Origin of the sequence: Chitinophaga sp. CF418 (assembly GCF_900142925.1) — a bacterium.
Lineage (GTDB): Bacteria > Bacteroidota > Bacteroidia > Chitinophagales > Chitinophagaceae > Chitinophaga.
This window is the reverse complement of the sequence record NZ_FRCN01000001.1, coordinates 25,300-45,857: the sequence shown is the minus strand read 5'-3', so window position 1 is coordinate 45,857 and position 20,558 is coordinate 25,300. Positions and strand designations below refer to the sequence as shown.

Here is a 20,558-nt window from a genome sequence, read left to right as displayed (position 1 = left end):
CGGTCAGTATTTAATTAAAGGGTTCATGCTATGTTTAAGGATCAGTTTATTTTCCGCAGTAGCGGTTTCTACCAGTTCTTCAATGATGCCTTTGGCAGCCCATTTATTGTTGATGATCGATTTAGCAGCATGTTTGCGAACATCAAAATCGGTGGCATGCAGGAATTCCTGGCGAAGGAAATCAACATGCCGGCCACTGCTGATGCGGCCCAGGGCTTTCAGTATTTCCAGCTGACAGTTCAGCGGCTGACTGTCATACATCTGGAGGAGCTTGTCTTCCACACTTTCCATTTTCAGTTTGCCGAGGCAATTGATAGCATCTGCACGCAGATAATGATCTTTGGTATCCAGTAATTTTACTACTGCAGGAACAGCGCTGATCTGGTTATAGTGCACTACTAGTTTGAGGCAGAAAGACACAATGCTCTTATTGGAAGAATAGGTGATCCATTGCGCAAAGTTGGGAATGGCGATGTGCTCCGTGGTGGAAATGATCTTGAAAAGCTCCACCTGGTCCCACATAAGGAGGGGCTCAGTTACGACTTCAAAGAATTTGAAAGGCTCATTTTTACTCAACTTGATATATGCGTGCCTGGCGGCAGCGCGTAGCTCACGGTTGCTGCTGTTGGTAAGGGGGAGAATGGTCACATCGGCAATGGACATATTCATATTGCTGAGTTCTGCCAGCGCCTGCACTTTTTTGTCCCATTTACTGGACTTCATTTTTTTAAGGGAATCCTTGTCCAGTTCCAACTGTATATAGAGGTTCCTGAGCTGTTCTCCCATAGCGCCGCGCACGTTATTCCTATAGTCTATCAGCCTGTCTATTAATGCCTGTCTGGCCCACCTGTGTTCAAAGACTGGCAGGCGGAACACTTCTATGGGAAGAGCAACCTGTTCTGCGGGAATATCACTGGCCAGCTCGTCATTGAGAAGGATATGCTCCATGAGCAGGTTATCTATAACAGGGTGAAGGCTGGCAAGCTTCTTTTCCCGCTGATAGGCCTTATACCTGCCGGTAAGTATGGACAGGTAGGCAAGGACCGTGAAGGATACCGCAATGATAATAAATATTATTGCGATCTGAATATTCAGGGAAGACCCCCTGAAATCATATAGGTTATATTCCATACAGGACTGGTCAATTGATCAAGGTTCAAGAGGAAAGTAACAACAATGTCTTATCTGGCACCATACTGCATCAGTAAACGTTTTACTCTTATCAGTAGTTCGCCCGGTATGACCGGTTTCTTAAGGAAGTCGTCTGCTCCCAGCTTGAAACCTTCCAGGATCATCTCTTCGTTACCTGCATTAGAAACAATAATTACAGGAATTGGTTTACCATTTGTTCTTGTTTTCACCTTGCTGAGGATCTCAAAGCCGCTTGCATATGGCATCATGATATCTGTAATGATCAGGTCATAATCATAATTGGTGTCTTCAAGACGCTGAAAGGCTTCTTTTCCATTAGTGACATGTTCTATCTTATATTCTTCCTTATGAAGTATCCTTTCCATTATCTTAGGCATTACTTCATCGTCTTCGACGAGGAGGATCCTGCTACTCATAAAATCGGCTTTTTTGTGCAATATGCACAGGTGGTAGATCGGTTTTTCAGCATTGGTAAGGTATTTAAGCGTGAAAGTTTAAGCGTGCATTTCGGTAGTATCAGTTTGTATTAAACAATCTTTTCACAGTATGCTATTATATACTGAAAATCCGCTTGCAGGGACTTATTGCTATGAAGAATGCTCTGCCTGTTCACATGATGAATAATTATTACTTATTGTAGGTGTATAATATGTTTACGTTGCTTTTCCTGACTCTTCCTCAAAGTTAAGGGGCCTGTTCCAAAGATGGTCCATATTAGGCTTAGAAATATATGTGGACAGTGGCGGCCTTCGCTCCTAACGTAGGACAATTCGCTATATTTGTGGGTCTAGTTGTTGTCATAAATCCTATTGGCTGTTCACGCTGTATAACCATAACCATGAAAAATACCTTGAAACTCCGCCTGTATCTAGGTTTTGCATTCGCCCTTATTCTTGTAACCGCAGGAGGTATTTTTTCGTATCTGACCTTTAGTCATCAGCGAACTGAAGGACAATGGGTGGAGCATTCCTACGAAGTGATCACTACTGCCCAGCGGCTGAACCGGTATATATATGAAATTGAATCGTCGGGTGTAGCTTACAGAAGTACGAGGGAAAAAAAATTCCTGGATTCCTATTACGAAAGCAACCCCAGGGTCTTGCCAATAGCGGAAGAGCTGCGCAAGCTGGTGGCCGATAATACAACACAGTACAGGAGGGCCGGAAGACTGGAGACTGGTGTGATCACTTTATTGAATTACTGGCAGGAGCTGTACCAGATGCGGGACACGGGGTACCTGTTCGGGAACCAGCTGACGGTCATGCAGGAGGAGTTGAAATATGTGGACACGGTACACAATATTATCGGAGAGTTCATTTCGGAGGAAAGGGCTTTGCTTGTGGACCGGACGGCATCCAACAAGGCTTCTGTGGGAAGGGCCATGAATATGCTGATCCTGAACACTATTTTTATTCTGCTGGTGGCCGTTACCCTGATGATGGTGTCTTTCCGCGAGTTGAGCAGCAGAATGCTGATCCAGCAGGAATTGCGTAGGAAGCTGAAAGATGTGGAAGATCTCCATCAGATAACGACAGGTAAGAACTGGTTATTGACGGGGATGTCGAAGATCAATGAAAGCCTGAGTGGAGAACTGGAGATAGGGGTGCTGGCCAGAAGATGTCTTGACGTGATGGTAAATTACCTGAGAATACCCGCGGGGGCGCTTTATTCTTTTGATAAAAAGGTTGGTTTGCTGAGATTATTTGCGGGGATTGCCCTGCCGGCAGATGTAAAGCAGGAATATGCACTGGAGGAAGGGATCACCGGTTATGCCGCTACAAAAAAGGAGCTGACTGTTATAGAAAATGTACCCGCCAGTTACTGGAATATTGAAGCCGGCAGCGGAAGCACGTTGCCCGGGGCTATCGTATGTCTGCCACTGTGGCACCATGATAATCTGATGGGAGTGATCGAACTGGTGGTATTTGGTGAAGTGAACCCGGCCATGCTGGAGTTGTTGCGTACCTGTAGCAATGCGATAGCCGTTGCTGTCAATGCTGCTGACGCCAGGACCAGGATCATGCAGCTGCTGGAGCGGGTACAGGAACAGAAAGAGACGCTGGAAACACAGCAGGAAGAATTGAGGCAGTCCAATGAAGAACTGACCCGTCAGTCTGAGATCCTGCAGGCCTCTGAGGAGGAACTACGGGTACAGGAGGAAGAGCTCCGGCAGGTCAATGACGAAATGAGTGTGCAGAATAATGCCCTGGAAATGGCTAGGGAGGAGCTTTCCGAGAAAGCCAAAGAACTGGAGCAGAGCAGCAGGTACAAGTCGGAATTCCTGGCAAATATGTCACATGAGCTGCGTACGCCACTCAACAGTGTGTTAATATTAGCACGGTTGCTGGAGGAAAATAAGGATCGCAACCTGAGCAACAAACAGATAGAATATGCTGGTATCATTCATAAATCCGGTTCTGACCTGTTGCAACTGATCAATGACATCCTGGATCTGTCCAAGATAGAAGCTGGTAAGGTAGAGATGCACATAGAGCCGGTATCTGTGAGGGCTATGGTAAGTGACCTGGAGCAGTTGTTCCTGGTGGTGGGAGAACAGAAGAATATTCATTTTACAACGGAAATATTGCCAGGCGTGCCTGAAGAGATCCCGACAGACAGGCAGCGGCTGGAACAGGTGATCAAAAACCTCTTATCGAACGCATTCAAGTTTACGCCGACGGGAGGTACCATTAAGCTCCGCCTGATGTCTAAGCCGGATGGATTGCACATTGCGGTCAGCGATTCAGGAGGGGGCATACCTGCAGAAAAGCAACAACTCATCTTTGAAGCCTTCCGGCAGGCGGATGGTTCTACCAGCCGGAAATATGGAGGAACAGGATTGGGTCTTTCCATCAGTAAAGAACTGATGAAAAGATTAGACGGAGAGATCAGACTGAAAAGTGAGGAAGGAATAGGAAGTACATTCACGATAGTGATGAAGACCAATGGCGTATCGGCCCCGGTTGCAGCAGGCGGGGAAGAAGAACCTTCATTTATAAAAGAAGAAGCACTGCCTGTTCCCATTCCGGAGCAGCCGGCTGCAGCGACAGACCAGATAGAAGATGACCGGGAAGGGCTCAGTAAGCAGGACAAGCTGGTATTGATCATAGAAGATGACGTCAATTTTGCAATGATCCTGCGGGATTTTGCCCGTGAGAAGGGATATAAGACCATTGTGGCGCTGAATGGCAACGATGGCTTATTCTTTGCCCGTAAATACCTGCCGGCGGCCATACTGCTGGACATGAACCTGCCGTTGATAGATGGGAACAGTATCCTGAAAATCCTGAAGAGCAATGAAGATCTTAAACATATATTGGTACACGTGATCTCCGCAGGAGAAATATCGATCCAGGTGAGGGATAGGGTGGAAGGCTATACGCAGAAGCCATTGCAGGTGACTGATATGGAGTCGGTATTTTCAGGTATCAGTGAGCAGTTGCAATCCCGTTTTAAGAAGGTGCTGGTAGTATCTGACGGAGTACTGTTGCGTCATCCGTCATTGCAGTCGCTCAGCGATGAAAGGCTGCTACAGACACAATACAGTCATGTGGAAGATCATGAAGCAGCCGCCAGCGAGCTATCAGAGAAAAGTTATGATGCCGTGATACTGGATGCAGGGACGGATATTGAGGCAGGGATCGGAAAACTGAACAGGCTCAGGCAGCTGGCAGGCAACAAAGGCATGCCTATAATTGTATATCTTGATCATGATATCTCAGAAGCAGATGAACTGAAGCTGAAAAAAGAGGCAGCAGCTATTGTGAGGAACTCTACGTTTTCTACCGACAGGCTGATGGACGAGCTGGAACTCTTTTTGTATAAGCTGAAGGAGGTAGCTCCAAAACAGGCAAGCATAATAGAAGTATCTGAAAAAAATCTGTCCGGGCAGAAGGTACTGTTGGCAGATGATGATATGCGGAATGTCTTTTCTATCAGTGCGCTACTGGAAGAGCAGGGTATGGAGGTCATCACGGCCGCGGATGGAAAGGAAGCGCTTGACAAACTGGAGCAGCATAAGGACATACGGCTGGTGCTAATGGATATCATGATGCCGGAGATGGATGGCTATGAGGCTATGCGGCGTATCAGGGCCGATATGCGTCATAAACACCTGCCGGTAATAGCCCTGACAGCGAAAGCGATGGCCGGCGACAGGGAGAAATGTATTGCAGCGGGGGCTTCCGATTATATTGCAAAACCAATAGATAGCAGCAAGCTTTTGTCTTTAATGCGTGTATGGATGGTGTAAAACCTTATTGTTTCTTATGAAGGAGGTCATCTCAAATGCAGATTTCCTGGATATTATCAACATTGTCAAGTTACAATACGGTTATGACTTCACCGGCTATGCACAAGCGTCTGTTAAGCGGCGCTTGCTCCGCTTCATGGGACATATGCGGCTGGATACCGCTTTTGAGCTGAAACACAGGTTGGTCAATGATCAGGATGTTTTTTCCCGGTTGATGCAGTACATTACGGTGAATGTAACCGAAATGTTTAGGGATCCCGGATTTTACAGGTCTTTACGGGAACAGGTGATACCTAAACTTGCTGCTTACCCCAATATTAAAATATGGCATGCGGGTTGTTCCACGGGAGAAGAAGTGTTTTCAATGGCGATACTGTTACAGGAAGCAGGATTGTTAAGCAGGACGAAGATCTACGCAACAGATCTGAACCCTTCTAACCTGGAACGGGCTGCGGCGGGGATCCTACCCCTGGACAACATGAAGGATTTTACACAGAATTATATACAGTCCGGTGGTCTGGCGGACTTTTCCAATTACTATACGGCCCGGTATGACAATGTGCTTATTAAGAAAGAATTGCGACGGCATATTGCCTTCTTTCAGCATAATCTGGTGACAGATACGGTCTTTAATGAGTTCCAGCTGATTTGCTGCAGGAATGTGTTTATCTATTTCAACAGGGATCTTCAGAACTCGGTATTGCGCCTGTTCTTTGACAGTCTGTCCTCAAGAGGATATCTGGCAATGGGACTCAAAGAGACAATGCGTTTTGCAGACATTCATGGCAAATTTGAGACAGTGCATGCATATCATAAGATCTACCGGCGCAAAGAATAGCAGGCATTATTATTGACAGTCACTTTATGAAGAACAGATTTGACGTTATTACCATTGGAGGCTCCGCCGGCAGTCTGCTTGTACTGACTGACATCCTGGATATCGTGCCTCATCATCTTGCTGCTCCTGTGATCATTGTATTGCATCGTCTTCGTAATGTACAGAGTGAAATGGGGCGTTTATTGTCCAGCAAAAGAAGGATCATCGAGCCGGAAGATAAAGAGCCTGTGAGGGAGCACAGTATTTATCTCGCCCCGCAGAACTATCATCTGATGGTGGAAGCAGAGAAAACTTTCATGCTGGATTATTCCGAGCTGGTGAATTATAGCCGTCCGTCCATTGATATGACTTTTAGTAGTATCGCCGATGTTTATGGTGCGAGGGCATTGGGTATTTTGCTGAGCGGCGCTAATAAGGATGGCGCCGCCGGCTTGTGTCAGATCATTGCTGCGGGAGGCGTGGGTATTGTTCAGGATCCGCAGACAGCTGCATTCGAAGCTATGCCGCAATCAGCCATTGCAATGTGTGATGGTGTTCAGATATTGTCTATTGAAGATATTAAGAAAATAATTATCGGTGAAACGTAAATGTGGATTGTTTCGTATATACCTTCAGCGTAGCCGTTAAAAGAGTTAGAGATGACTAAGAAATTTACGATTCTGTTAGTAGATGACCGGATGGAGAACCTGCTATCATTGGAACAGATGCTGCTTGCTGAAAACAGGGTATTTCTGCATGCCGCTTCCGGGAATGAAGCATTAAAACAGGTATTAAGGAATGACGATATCGGGCTGATCATGCTGGATGTGCAAATGCCTGATATGGATGGATTTGAAGTAGCGCGGCTGTTAAAGGCAAATCCTAAAACCCGGGATATTTCCATCATTTTTGTAACTGCCATCAACAAAGACGAATATCATGTGCTCAAAGGGTTTGAGAAAGGTGCGGTGGATTATTTGTACAAACCTTTGGACATCAATATGACACGTGCCAAGGTGGATGTGTTTGAGCGCCTCTATCTTTATCAACTTGAGTTAAGGCAGGCTTTAAAAGATAAGGAGCTGATCAACGGTCAGCTCGAGCGGTTTATGCATGTGGTAGCGCATGACCTGAAATCGCCGCTTTCCGGTATAACGGGCTTGCTGATGCTGATGAAGGAAGAGGAAGAGATCAGTAAGTCGGCTTTCCTGACCGAATATACGAATATGGCTATCAATGCCACATCCCAACTGGCGGATATGATCACAGCTATCCTGGATTATAGCCGGGAGCACCAGTTCCGGCATATTGAGGAAGATGTGGATGTGGGGGAGTTGTTGCAGCAGCTGATCAAATTATTGTTTCCTCCTGCACATATCAAGATAGAGATAGCGGAGGGGCTGCCGATGATCCATACCAGCAGGCAGAAACTGCAGCAAGTATTCCAGAATCTGCTGACGAATGCTATTAAATATGGCGACAAGCCGGTAGGTGAGATTGCTATCGGGGGAAGGCCAGACGGGGAGTTCTATGAATTTTTTGTTAAGGATAATGGCCCCGGCATTGAGGAAAAAGACAATGAACGCATTTTCCGCTTGTTTGAAAAGGTGGACAATGATGACGACAAAGGCACTGGTATAGGGCTGAACATCCTGAAATTGCTGGTAGAAACGCAGGGGGGAAAGGTGTGGGTAGAGTCGAAACCGGGGGAGGGGAGCATCTTTTATTTCCAGTGGAGGCGATAAAAAGCTATCAGGTAAGAAAAAAAAATCATAAATTAAATGTTGAATGATAGGAATAGCCAATTCAACATGTGTATGACAGATTTTTATTTATTTAAGGACAGGGACAATGAACAGTCGTCCGATACCGGTAAGGAGGAAGAAATAGTACATACCGGGTCAGGAGGAGCATTTGATGAAACAGAGTCGGCCACTGATGAAGCAGAGTGGGAATTAAGTGATGAGCAGCTGGATGAGCGCCTGGAAAATCATGAGGAAACCTCGAAAAAGCCTCCCGCTTACTAGGATCAGTAAAAGGATATACCGTTTACGGCAGGAATAAAAAAAACCGGCACTAAAGGAATAAAGTACCGGTATTTCATTTTGCATTGTTCGTAAACGAAGATGATAGTATTCGCTGGCGTTATTGCCTGGCGGTACTATTTAATATGTATAGTATCATTTTTATAGTAATAGTCTGCACCACGGATTACCTTCAGCATCTCCAGGAAGGCTTTGATCCCTTCTGGTCTTTTGATCAGCATAGTAAATGTCTTGTCAGCTACAGCAGGATGGTCTGTTATGATCTTTACGTCATACCATCTTTCCAGTATAGGAATTATCTCACTAAGCGGTGTTTCCCTGAAGTCATATTCTCCTTCCAGCCATGAAAGTACGTCGTTTTTGTCAAATGGATGCGTATTGATGCCATTTTGAGTAGTATATTCTGCCTGGAAACCTGGTTGAAGTACTACTTTCTGCTTGCCGGCCAGCACTTTCACTGCGCCCTGGACGAGGGATATAGCGGCTTTGCCCGGACTATATGTGTTAATATTAAATTCGGTACCCAATACCTGTATGGTGGCTTCAGGTGTGTGCACTGTGAAGGGTTGGCCTGCTGCTGCGGCTACTTTTACATAGGCTTCCCCGGTAAGGGATATTTCCCGGGAGCTGCCTGCAAATCCGAAGGGGAACTGCAGGGTACTGCCGGCATTCATCCGGATTTCTGTACCGTCAGAGAGCCTTATGGAATATTCTTTACCGTGTGGCACTATCAGTTTATTCAGTCCGCTGTTTTTCCTGTCTGCAATGAACGTGAGTGTGTTACGGTTATTATTGAGTGTAACCTGTCCATCCTCCGTTTTTTGATATTGTTCGCCGCCGGAGAGGTCGATAATCTGGCCATTCTGCAGTTCAAGATAAACACTTTTGGCGGGAATGTTCTTATGAACGGCAGACAGGACTTTAGAGGAATGGTTGGTTTTTGTGAATGCGTATATAAATATACCGACGCCGGTAAGGGCGGCCGCTGCGGCTGTGATCCATTTTCCGGTGGAGAAGGCTGGCCTGGGCTGCAGGGAAAATACCCTGTCTTTTACACCGGCCATGATGTCGGTAGCGGAGATACTGTCAAAATCTGCCCTGCGCTTTTCATGCAGGAGGTAATATTCCTGAAGGTGTTTCCACGCCTCGTTTACCTCAGGGTCTCCCTCAATTAATGCATCGATCTCCTCCTGCTGATCTTTACTCAGACCGCCCGTCAGCTTAAGCATTAATAACTCATGTATGTCAGATCTACTCTCCATGTACTTCTCATTGTGACAATACTGGTATAAAAGCTTTAGTGCTTACAGGATCTTTTTCAGTTTCTCCTGCAGCTTTTTACAGGCAGTATAGATGTGGACATTGACGGTATTGATAGAGAGGCCCATGTCGAGGGCTACTTCTTTTCTCTTTTTACCTTCAATGAAGACCTGTTTAAAGATGTTGGACGACTGCAGAGGAAGCGTTTTGATCGCAGCAGAGATGGTGCGTTTCAGTTCTTCATTCTCTATACTGGATTCTGCTTTGGTAGCAAAATCCTGGGAGAATGACCATGCATCTTTTTTACACTCTTCCGTATCTCTCGTTTTTATAAAGCGGTAGCATTTATAACGGAGTGATTGGAACAGGTAGGACCGTACACTGGTTTGTACATTTGACAGAGAGCGCTTTTCCCATATTTCTATGATCAGCTCCTGAACAATGTCCTTGGCGTCCTGGCTATCATTTAATAGCCGGTAGGCTTCCGCCCAAAGAGCCTTTGCATGGTTCTGAAATATATTTTCGTATGTAACATTATCGTCTGCAAGAGGCAGATCGTTAGTATTCGCATGACGCATTATATAAACCCTTTACTATTTACGAATGTTATGCTAATCCCCCGGTAACAGATACAGTTTGTTTTTTCATTAAGAAAGTGGGGCGAAAGTACTAAAGACATAAATGTTATTTTGAAATTAACTTATGGGTACTCATGTTAACGATTTGTGAATGTGTCTTTGAGATAAGTACGTAAACAATGCTACTGTGCTGTAAATGCTTGTCTTTTAGGTCCTTGCGTGCGCGTTAGATTCGTGGATGTCTTTTATTGAGATTGTTATGGCACTGAGTACATATACGCTAAAAAAAGAGTAGCGGTTTTCTCATTTTAAAAAAAAGCTTTCCGGCTCGCTAAAGCTTTTTTGGATAAGATGTCACTGTAGAGTTACAATACTATACGCGTTAGTCAGTTTCAGGCATTGTGCAATTGTAGTAAACGTTTTATTGAACACTATAATTACTGATGATTATGTCTCACCGTCGTCGGGACCATAAAAGGTATGGTCTCTGGGTCATTGTTTTGCTCATTTTTCCTTATACTGTTTTTCCTGTCCGGGCCCAGGACAAAAGCATTCAGCGAAAAATATCCCTGCAATACGAGAACATCAGCCTTGCTGATCTTTTCAATATCATAAGCCGCGAGACAGGGTATACTTTCTTCTACAATAATCAGACTGTTAATGACCGTATCAAAGTAACTGTGCATGAGCGCAATGTGCCGTTGACACAGGTGCTGGAGAGATTGCTGGGATCCAGGGGATATGACTGGGAAGTGCGTACGAACAGGATCGGTGTTTTCAGAAAAGAGGAAACAACGGATGTGGAAACGCCTGCAAAGAAAAAGGAAGAACCGATCATTCGCGGAATAGTTACCATGCCCGATGGCACACCGCTGGATGGTGCTACTATAAATATACCAGGTGCCGGTAAGGCAGGAACAAGAACAAATGAAAAAGGTTCCTTTTTTTTGAATAATACCGGAGCTGATAGTCTTATCAGGATCAGCTATACAGGTTTTAAAACGCAGGATATCAGGATAAAACCTACTGCTGTTCTTCGTGTTGTACTGGAACCTGTGATCACAGATCTGGCCGTAGTGGCGGTTAGGAGCAATGGTTATCAGAAGATACCTGCTGAAAGGGCAACAGGTTCTTTTGTGCAGATGAATAACCAGTTGCTGAACCGCAGAGTAGGACCAACTATACTTGAGCGGCTGGAAGATGTTGCCAGCGGCGTGTTATTCCCCAATAAGAATATTCCGCCTTATTCGAATGAAGCTTACATTTCCATACGTGGGAGAAGCACTATTCTTGCTAATGCCCAACCCTTAATAGTAGTAGATAATTTTCCTTTCACCGGCGATATTAATCTGCTGAACCCTAATGACGTTGAAAATGTCACGATCCTTAAAGATGCAGCTGCAGCCTCCATCTGGGGCGCTTTTTCAGGTAATGGGGTGATTGTTATTACCACAAAAAAAGGTAAACTGCATCAACCATTAAAAGTGGAAGCAAATACAAATATTACCGTAGGTGCAAAGCCAGATCTTTTTTATAATCCTGCCTTTCTCGGATCCAGTGAATTTATTGATGTAGAAAAGTATTTGTTTGACAAGGGTTTTTATGATGCGGATCTTTCCAATAATTATAACTATCCCGTTGTATCCCCTGTTGTTGAGCTGCTGGATAAAAAGAGAAGTGGGCTGATCGCTGCATCTGAAGCAGATGCGGCAATTGATCAGCTAAGGAAGAATGATATCAGGAAGGATTATAAAAAATACTTTTACAGGAATAGTGTCAGTCAGCAATATGCGGTGAATATCAGTAGTGGAGGGGATAAGTCGGCATATCTGTTATCAGTGGGATATGACAGGATACTGAGTAATAAGGTAACAGATGCGACTAGCCGCTTCACGATTAATAATTACAGTACATTCCATTTATGGGATAGGGTAGAGTTGTCTTCAGGGGTTTCGTTTGTATTGAATAAAGCAAATATGGATATCGGCAATATTCCTATTACCCCGGGCGGAGGGAAAAACGTTTATTATCCATATGCACAACTGGCAGATGCTTATGGTAATACCTTACCATTGCCTAAAGATTACCGGTACAGCTTTATCAGTCAGCTGGAGGGGGACGGGCTATTGGATTGGACCTACAGGCCATTGGATGAATTGAAGACGATTGATAATGTAGAAAGAAGATATCACATCAGGTTTAATCCCGGTATAAAAATAAATATTGTCAAAGGATTAAATGCGGAAATAAGACATCAGTTCGAGAAGCAGATAGGGAAGGCGGAATACTATTATAGCACTGAGACATATTATACCCGGAACCTGATCAATCTGTTCACGCAGGTTGATGCAAATGGTGTAACACACCCTTTACCTATTGCTGGTATTTTTGAAGAAGGTAATAAGGAACTTACCAGCAACAACTACAGGGCGCAGCTGAATTTCAACAGGACCTTTGCCGGGAGACATAATATTGCCGCTATTGCAGGTTTTGAACAAAGGGAAACAGTTACAAAGGAAAACAGTTATACTTTTTATGGGTATAACAAAGAGAATCTTTCGTACAATAGTCAGATTGATTACAACAGATATTATGACGCTTATCGGTACCTCGGTGCAGGGGGATATATTCCTGGTGGAGGCTTAGTGACCCGTTATAGCAATGAATTCATTTCTTATTTTGTTAATGCCGCTTACACACTGAATGAAAAATATATTGCCTCAGCCAGTATGCGTCTTGATCAGAGCAATATCTGGGGGGTAAATACCAACCAGAAAGGAGTGCCTTTGTGGTCTGCAGGGGTGGGATGGGAGTTAAGCAGGGAACCATTCTACAAATCTGACTGGCTGCCATATCTTAAAATAAGAGGAACATATGGATACAATGGGAATCTTGATCCAGGCACTTTCGGGCAATTGGCAATAATATACCGGAACGTGAATAACATAACGGGGCTACCGCAAGCGGGTATCGTTAATCGCCCCAACTCAAGGCTGAGATGGGAAAAGATCGGAACTCTCAATATTGGAGTGGACTTTGAAACGAAGAACAAGATACTGGGTGGTAGTATTGAATATTATCGAAAGAAGGGAGATGACCTGATAGGAGAACAATCTATTGCGCTGCAAGCCGGAACGACAATGTTCAAAGGGAATTTTGCTGATATGAGCGGGGGTGGGGTGGATGCCAGTCTGACTTCCTATAATATAAACAGAAGGGTTAGCTGGACAACAGATTTTTTGTTTAGTTATAATTGGGATAAGATAACAGGCTATAGCTATTTTAAAGGAATAAGAGGAGTCGTTTTAGGTGGTGATGGAACAATGTCTGCTTTATTCCCATTTGTTGGCAAACCCGTTTATGGTGTTTACAGTTATAAATCGGCGGGGCTGGACCCCGAAAATGGGGATCCACAAGGCTATATAGCCGGGAAGGTGAGCAAAGATTATAATGCTATACTAGGTAGTGAAGATGAGAGTAATATTCTTTATCATGGCCCGGCACGTCCTACAATCTTTGGTGCATTGCGTAATACGGTTTCATACCGGCATATCACTTTGTCGGTTAACCTTGCTTATAAGCTGAGATATTATTTCAGACGATCTTCGGTCATGTACAACAGTTTGTTTAGCAACTGGTCGGGAGGGCATAAAGATTACTTATCCCGTTGGCAGCAACCGGGAGATGAGTTGCATACAAATGTGCCTTCTCTGAGTTATCCCGGAGATTCCAACAGAGAATACTTTTATCAATATTCAAGTGTACTTGTTGAAAAGGGAGATCATATACGTTTGCAGGATTTGAGAGTTGCTTATTCATTCGCCCCGTCGCTGCTAAGTAAAGCCGGCGTCAAGGATATACAGCTGTACTTCTATGCCAATAATGTCGGCATTATCTGGAAAGCTAATAAGGCCGGGCTGGACCCTGATTATGTGATGGGGTATCCGGCACCCAGGACCTTTTCCCTGGGATGTAATGCAAAGTTCTAACCGTTAATGAGTTTAATATGACAAAGCGTATATTTCTCCTGGCTGCCATCATTTTATTATCAGCATGTACTAAAAAGCTGGATATAAAGCCGGACCAGTCTTTGATTGTCCCTCAAACGGTGGCTGATTTTCAGGCAATGATGGACTTTACAGATATACTTAATGCTTATATTCCTTCGTATGGAGAGGTAGGGGCGGATAATTATTATATAACAGATGCCCGTTATAATGGACTTGCATTAACTGGTGAGCGAAATGCCTACATATGGGGAAAGGATATTTTTCCAGCGAAAGAAAATGCGACGGACTGGGCTAACGGTTATGTAAGAGTGAACTATTGTAACCTCGTGTTGGAGGGGCTTGAGAAGCTTTCTGCCGGTACGGGTTCCCCCGCATATAATAATGTAAAAGGTGCGGCCTTGTTTTTCCGGGCATTATCTTTCTACTCCTTAGCCGGAGAATTCAGCAAACCATACGATAGCATTACCGCTGCTACTGATCTGGGTATTCCATTAAGACTAAAATCGGACATGCAGATAATTTACCAGCGCGCAAGTGTGAAAGCTACCTATGAACAGGTGTTGTCAGATCTTGCTGTTGCCGCGGAACTTTTGCCGGATATAACTACATTTAAGACCCGTCCGTCCAAAGCCGGGGTATATGGTTTGTTGGCAAGGATCCATCTTGATTTGAAAAATTATCAGGAAGCACTGGATTATGCAAACCTGTCGTTAGCAATTTATCATAATTTACTGGACTATAATACGCAGGATCCCGCTAGTAGTTTGCCTTTCGATGGGTTCAATGATGACGTATTGTTCTACGCGAAACTTTCTGGTAGTGGGTTGATTCGAATGGCCACTATGATTGTTGATTCTGTGTTGTATAAACAATATCAGGATAATGACCTTAGAAAGGTCCTTTTTTTCAAAGACGGAACAGGTGGTACAAAATTATTTAAGGGCACTTACAGTGGAAATAACACGCAGTATTTTGGAGGAATAGGTGTTGATGAGATGTACATCACCCGGGCGGAATGTTATGCCAGGAAGGGGGATGCTGCGCATGCCATGGAAGATCTGAATACCTTGCTAAAGACAAGATGGAAGTCAGGCACCTATACAGATATGACAGCGGCAGATGCGGACGATGCATTGAAAAAGGTATTAGCGGAAAGAAGAAAGGAACTATTATTCAGAGGGCTTCGTTGGGTTGACCTGAGGCGATTGAATAAGGATGCCCGTTTTGCTAAAACGCTTACAAGGATAGTTAATGGCGCTGTTTATCAATTGCCTCCCAATGACGTGCGTTATGTATATCCCATCCCTGAAGGTGAAATAATTTATAGTGGTATAGAACAGAATGCCAGATAAGAGAGATATGCTTAAATATTTACTGATATCATTTTTTATCTTTTTATGGTGTTTGCCATTGCCGGCTCAGGAAAAGGAGCCTTTTGAAAGTTATAAAGCAATATACGCACCGCTGAGCATTGGTGCAGTCGTCCCGGATTATAAACTGCAGCAGGTACTGAATTATAAGAAGAAGGAAATCAGTTTATCAGAATTCAGTGACAAGGCCTTATTGATTGATTTCTGGGCTATATTCTGTCAGCCTTGCCTGGCGCAGTTCCCAAAATTACAACGCATACAGGAAAAATATAAAAAGGAGCTTCAGGTAATTACCGTTACAAGTGATAGCCTGGAGAAGGTCACCAATTTATTTGAGGATATCCGGTACCAGGGTTTTAACTTATTGACAGTTGCCCGGGGTGTTGACAACAATGTGAATGATAGTTTGTTTTTTGTATTTCCTCACAAATATATTCCGCACTATATCTGGATAGGTAAAGATAGAATAGTAAAAGCTATTACGGGATATGAAGCTTTGAACAATGATAATATTGCATTGTTAATCGGTGGTGGATCGCTGGCTGCGATAAATAAGGAAGTGAATATTTTTTCCCATGAACATCCCGCTATATACTCTTATCAGGAGGCTGATATTGCGGAGAAAATGATGTTGAATGATTCCATAAAAGGATTGATCGGATATTCTATGCTAAGTGGTTATAACAGGAAGTACCCTCCTAGTTCAGCGACAGACTATACCGGCATATACGCAGAAAGAAGGATCCGTACATGGAACCTGCCACTGGGAACGATGATGCGGCTCGCATATGGGAAAATAGGTAAGGAAATATGGGAACAGGAGTTAGTGCCTGTGCCAAGAGTTTTTTTTAGTGTCAGAGATACAGCGATATTGCATAAGTTGACGGTAGACTTTAAACAACCACCTGACACAACCGCAGATATGTATTGTTATGATTTGATTGTTCCCGGAAAGGGCCGGCGGCTGTTGATGGAAAGAATGAAAGAAGATCTTTACAGGTATTTTGGTGTCAGCGGGAAATTTGTTAAGCGGAAAGTATGGTGTTACATTCTCTCTTTAGTAGATAGTAGCAGGCTTAGAACAAAAGGAGGAGACCCGTATGTACGTGGCAATATGTATTATTTAAAATTACAGAATGCGGATTTTTTCTTGTTGACTGAGCATATCAGAGCATATAATGAGGGTAGCAAAACGACACCCTATAAAGGGCTGGAATCTGCTATCATAGTGGATGAAACCAATTTTTCATCCAGGGTGGATATAAATGTAACAGCCAGGATAAATGATATTTCTTCACTGAAGAGGGAATTAAGCAAATATGGGCTCGCGCTCCTTGAGGGGGAACGATTGGTTGATGTTTTATTGATAGAAGATCAATAATGATAAGCGTCGTACTGTGATAACTATGGCATCGTGCCAAAGATCGTTACCATGGCTGAAGGATTTCTCCTGATGGAAACAGAGGTTCCGCTCTGGGTTTGGATCACATACTGGGAGGAGCTACCCGCGGCAATATAACAACATGGAATAGAGGGAGAATATTCGCATTCTCCGTTTATACTTGGGCCGGTAGCACTGGGTATTGTACTGCATACGCTAAGCATGTTCGCTTGAATACCTGTGGCAAATGCACTGGCAGCACTTAGCAATAAAACCACTAGAACATGGTTTATTCTCAGATGTTTCATTTTTAGCTAGTATTTTTTCTGACACGATATTTCTAACGTGCAGATTTTACGATGAATTTGAAGTAAGTTTTATCCATTCGGACACGCATCATATTGCCATTCGGCATTCTCATTTGCTCAGGCCGGGAAACTTATAAAGGGCAAGGTGGTTAGTATATGTAGCTAGTATTTTACTGTCAAATATACGAAACGATTTCAGGTGTTGATTGTGAGGGACCGGAATGTAAAAACTTTCCAGATAGTTGTCCGTATTAGTGCTATAAATATCAATAACAGTTTCTGATTGATCCGTCAGTAAGGTTTCGTTATCCGCTTTGATTAAACTGTTAATATACAAGCGGCCCCCGTGCAGCTGACTTAAATAGTTAATGAGCATGCGGGTGCCATTGGGTTTGTACAGTATGTCGCTGCTGCCAGTCTTAATCATGCTGAGATACTGGATCTGGCTTTGCGTAAAGGTATCGATAGTATGATTGGAACTTATTGCATGGAAGGCGGTGTCGAAGACGGCGATACGGTTATTGTAATGATGAATGAAATAACAGGAGGCATTCCGGTCATTATAGAGCAGTATACCGCTGGATGAAAGATCCTCTGTGAGCAGCTCCGTTTTGGTAAGCTGTTTTGTATAAACATTGAGTTTGCAGAATGACTGATCTGTTGAATTGCCAGTGAAATATTTCAGTATAAAAGTCGAGTCGGAGATCTGCACTGCATTACTGTAGTTAGAAGGTGTGTGAATAACTGTATGCCTGCCGCTTTGTAAATTATACACAAATATTGCCGCCATATTATAAGCGAAAATAAAAGCTTCAGGATACCTGACATGCGTACTGAAAGCATTGGCCAGTTGATGGCCGACAGCGCTGTCTATCGAAAGTGAAATTGTTGCTATGGTACTGAATGCAGTATCTGTATAAGCGATTATGTGGGGATCGTCACTATGAAAATAGATATTACTATTGTTGTAGCCTGCAAGATAGAGAGGATACTCCATTGTTATTTTTTTTATCAGCTGTAAATGGTTCCCGGAGCGAAATGTCCTGTTGAAACCATGTTTTTTTTCGTATGGCTGACGGGAAGTACGAACGATTGTAAATATGAAACCCAGTACCACTATCGTGGTAAGTAATACAATAAATATTCTAGTTGTCATAGGAGTTGTGTCTTTAACTGAAGATGGATTATACTTTGGACTTAAAGGGAAATGTAAATATGCCTGTAAGTGCAAGCAAAGTGAAGGTGATATTGAATACGAGGTGTTGTTCCCAGTTCATCCGCGATAATATACCTCCGCAGGAGCAGGGAATAAAGTAACTGTAATGCAGGATAGCATAAATGTATACCGTAAATAAGAGCATCAATCCGTAGGAAAGATAAAACCCTTTCAGTCTCGTTGCCGGAAATATGAGCAGGGCAGTGGTGATTAACTCGGTGGCCGGAATGGACCATGCAATGATACCGGAATAACCGGTAGTAAAGGGGGATTGGTCAAGCTGAGACCTAAAGGTGTTATACTGTAGCAGTTTACTGATACTGGCATAAGTAAACAAAATTGTCAGCAGGACCGCTGGCAATTCAAGCAGTGATTTTTTTAACATAGCTAGTCGATGTTTTGTCGTAATTGGTATTTAATGTTCCTCAGAGCCGTGCTTAACGGCGGGTCAACGAATCATTTTTCCGGTAGCTTTTCATAGTGCTCACGCTTTCCTCCATATTGACTACAGTTGCCATACGGCCACCATGAATGGAGGTAGCTTGCTTCTGTTTTGTAGAGGCGCGTGTGGATTTTAAGATGGGTTTTGAAAACAGGTGTACTTACTGTTGGAACTCCTGCGGAACTACCTTTAGGGTTTTTACCTTTCCGGGCAACAGGTATGTGGATAAGCGACGGCATGGGTTGTGTATTAATGGTGAAAGATTTCGGGGAATATGTGGTTTATGGGTTATTACAGAGGTTTGTCACGGCGTAACTATATTATGTTACAATTCGATACACGGACGAATATAGAAAAATTTTGCGGTAAATGATAGTGGATACCCCGGTCATCACAGAAATTCATACTTGCAAAATCATTTTTATATCTTGGCGTTTAGTATTCAATTTTAACCATAAATGGAGCAGAAAAAGAATCAATCCAGAAGGTCTTTCCTAAGGAACAGTCTTGGTACAGTGGCGGCTTTTACCATTGTACCCCGTCATGTATTGGGCCGCGGCTACCTGGCTCCCAGCGATCAGCTGACCAAAGGAGTGATCGGCACCGGAGGGATGGGAAAAGAACATTTCGGATATGGCGGTACGAGGGTGGTGGCCATCTGTGATGTGGACAAGCTGCATCTGCAGGAGGCGATGCAGTTGCTGGGAGAGGGTGTGAAAACTTTTGACGATTACCGGGAACTGATACAGCTGCCGGAAGTGGATATTGTGCATATTGCTACTCCGCCGCACTGGCATGGAACAATCGCCATAGAGGCAGCCCGCGCCGGCAAGGATATCTGGTGTGAGAAGCCGATGACGCGTACTATTGGTGAAGGAAAAAGAGTGATGGAGGCTGTACAGCAATTCGGGAGGATGTTCCGTCTGAATACCTGGTTCCGTTTTACGGATAATTTCTATGGAATGAATACGCCTGTGAAGCCCATCAAAAAGCTTGTAAGTGCAAGACTGCTTGGATGGCCGCTGACGGTGACGCTGAGCCGTCATACAGGGTTCGACTGGAAGCAGCACTGGACAGGGAAGACCGATCTTCCTGTCACACCAGTACCACCAGAGCTGAATTATGACCGTTGGTTGGGGCCTGCGCCTTATAAACCCTATCATCCTCACAGGGTACACCAGACCTTCAGGGGCTACTGGGATTATGACGGAGGTGGTTTGGGAGATATGGGACAACATTACCTGGACCCTGTGCAATATATACTGGGGAAAGATGACACCAGTCCTGTATCTGTGGAAGTAGAGGCGCCGCAGCAGCATCCTGATGCAGTGGGTACCTGGTCGCGTATCATCTATACCTACAAAGATGGTTGCCGTATCATTCTCGATGGGGAAGGAAGGGATGAAAAGGCGGCATTTATTGCAGGACCGGCAGGGAAGTTATATCCCGGTTTCCGGTCTGATATACCTGACCTGGAGAAAAAGCTGGCAGCTTACCCCGATCCGCCTCCACAGGTAACAGATTTTATTACATCTGTAAGGGACAGGCGAAAGTTTGCACTGAATGAAGAAAATGGTCATCGTTCCTGTACACTGGTGAATATGGGAAAGATCGCATTGCAGCTTGGGCGTTCTCTTGCATTTGATCCTGAAAAACAATTATTCCTGCATGACGATGGCGCCAATAGTTTAATTGATCCGCCGGCACGTACGTTCTGGTCATAGCAG

General features: G+C 44.1%; 15 protein-coding genes. 9 read left to right on the top strand and 6 right to left on the bottom strand.

Going from position 1 to position 20,558, the window contains the following annotated elements; all coding sequences use genetic code 11:
- Positions 1 to 3: 3 nt before the first annotated feature.
- Positions 4 to 1,131, bottom strand: coding sequence for a HEAT repeat domain-containing protein (locus F3I09_RS00200; RefSeq protein WP_149693030.1), 1,128 nt, complete (start codon positions 1,129 to 1,131; stop codon positions 4 to 6).
- 50 nt (positions 1,132 to 1,181) lie between these two features.
- Positions 1,182 to 1,568, bottom strand: a complete 387-nt coding sequence (locus tag F3I09_RS00195) for a PleD family two-component system response regulator (protein ID WP_149693029.1) — start codon at positions 1,566 to 1,568, stop codon at positions 1,182 to 1,184.
- Between the two features lie 422 nt (positions 1,569 to 1,990).
- On the opposite strand from F3I09_RS00195, the gene F3I09_RS00190 reads away from it, so the two are divergent.
- The 5 genes from F3I09_RS00190 (at position 1,991) to F3I09_RS00170 (ending at position 8,248) form a co-directional block, all read left to right on the top strand.
- On the top strand, positions 1,991 to 5,404 hold the full coding sequence (locus F3I09_RS00190; protein WP_149693028.1) for a response regulator: 3,414 nt from the start codon (positions 1,991 to 1,993) through the stop codon (positions 5,402 to 5,404).
- A gap of 16 nt (positions 5,405 to 5,420) precedes the next feature.
- The gene (locus F3I09_RS00185; RefSeq protein ID WP_149693027.1) at positions 5,421 to 6,242 is read left to right on the top strand and encodes a protein-glutamate O-methyltransferase CheR; all 822 of its coding nucleotides are present in this window, start codon (positions 5,421 to 5,423) and stop codon (positions 6,240 to 6,242) included.
- A gap of 26 nt (positions 6,243 to 6,268) precedes the next feature.
- Positions 6,269 to 6,829 (top strand): chemotaxis protein CheB, encoded by a 561-nt coding sequence (locus F3I09_RS00180; RefSeq protein ID WP_149693026.1) that lies wholly within the window; start codon positions 6,269 to 6,271, stop codon positions 6,827 to 6,829.
- Positions 6,830 to 6,880: 51 nt separating this feature from the next.
- Entirely contained in the window at positions 6,881 to 7,966 is a 1,086-nt protein-coding gene (locus F3I09_RS00175) for an ATP-binding protein (protein ID WP_149693025.1), read from the top strand.
- Between the two features lie 72 nt (positions 7,967 to 8,038).
- Positions 8,039 to 8,248, top strand: a complete 210-nt coding sequence (locus F3I09_RS00170; RefSeq protein WP_149693024.1) for a hypothetical protein — start codon at positions 8,039 to 8,041, stop codon at positions 8,246 to 8,248.
- 134 nt (positions 8,249 to 8,382) lie between these two features.
- Here F3I09_RS00170 and F3I09_RS00165 read toward each other — a convergent pair whose 3' ends face one another.
- Entirely contained in the window at positions 8,383 to 9,528 is a 1,146-nt protein-coding gene (locus F3I09_RS00165) for a FecR domain-containing protein (RefSeq protein WP_149693023.1), read from the bottom strand.
- 42 nt (positions 9,529 to 9,570) lie between these two features.
- Positions 9,571 to 10,104: a sigma-70 family RNA polymerase sigma factor gene (locus F3I09_RS00160; RefSeq protein WP_149693022.1), complete on the bottom strand. Its 534-nt coding sequence runs from the start codon at positions 10,102 to 10,104 to the stop codon at positions 9,571 to 9,573.
- Positions 10,105 to 10,553: 449 nt separating this feature from the next.
- On the opposite strand from F3I09_RS00160, the gene F3I09_RS00155 reads away from it, so the two are divergent.
- Genes F3I09_RS00155 through F3I09_RS00145 form a run of 3 tightly spaced genes read left to right on the top strand, consistent with a single transcriptional unit; the run spans position 10,554 to position 16,865 of the window.
- Entirely contained in the window at positions 10,554 to 14,093 is a 3,540-nt protein-coding gene (locus tag F3I09_RS00155; protein ID WP_188133627.1) for a SusC/RagA family TonB-linked outer membrane protein, read from the top strand.
- Between the two features lie 17 nt (positions 14,094 to 14,110).
- A complete protein-coding gene (locus F3I09_RS00150; protein ID WP_149693020.1) occupies positions 14,111 to 15,466 on the top strand; it encodes a RagB/SusD family nutrient uptake outer membrane protein in 1,356 nt (451 codons plus the stop codon).
- A gap of 7 nt (positions 15,467 to 15,473) precedes the next feature.
- Entirely contained in the window at positions 15,474 to 16,865 is a 1,392-nt protein-coding gene (locus tag F3I09_RS00145; protein WP_188133626.1) for a TlpA disulfide reductase family protein, read from the top strand.
- 417 nt (positions 16,866 to 17,282) lie between these two features.
- Here F3I09_RS00145 and F3I09_RS00135 read toward each other — a convergent pair whose 3' ends face one another.
- Together F3I09_RS00135 and F3I09_RS00130 are read right to left on the bottom strand one after the other, a co-directional pair.
- Complete coding sequence (locus F3I09_RS00135; protein WP_149693017.1) at positions 17,283 to 18,329, bottom strand: hypothetical protein; 1,047 nt, start codon at positions 18,327 to 18,329, stop codon at positions 17,283 to 17,285.
- A 28-nt stretch (positions 18,330 to 18,357) separates the two neighbouring features.
- On the bottom strand, positions 18,358 to 18,774 hold the full coding sequence (locus tag F3I09_RS00130) for a MauE/DoxX family redox-associated membrane protein (RefSeq protein WP_149693016.1): 417 nt from the start codon (positions 18,772 to 18,774) through the stop codon (positions 18,358 to 18,360).
- Positions 18,775 to 19,289: 515 nt separating this feature from the next.
- On the opposite strand from F3I09_RS00130, the gene F3I09_RS00125 reads away from it, so the two are divergent.
- Positions 19,290 to 20,555 (top strand): Gfo/Idh/MocA family oxidoreductase, encoded by a 1,266-nt coding sequence (locus F3I09_RS00125; RefSeq protein ID WP_149693015.1) that lies wholly within the window; start codon positions 19,290 to 19,292, stop codon positions 20,553 to 20,555.
- Positions 20,556 to 20,558: the final 3 nt, after the last annotated feature.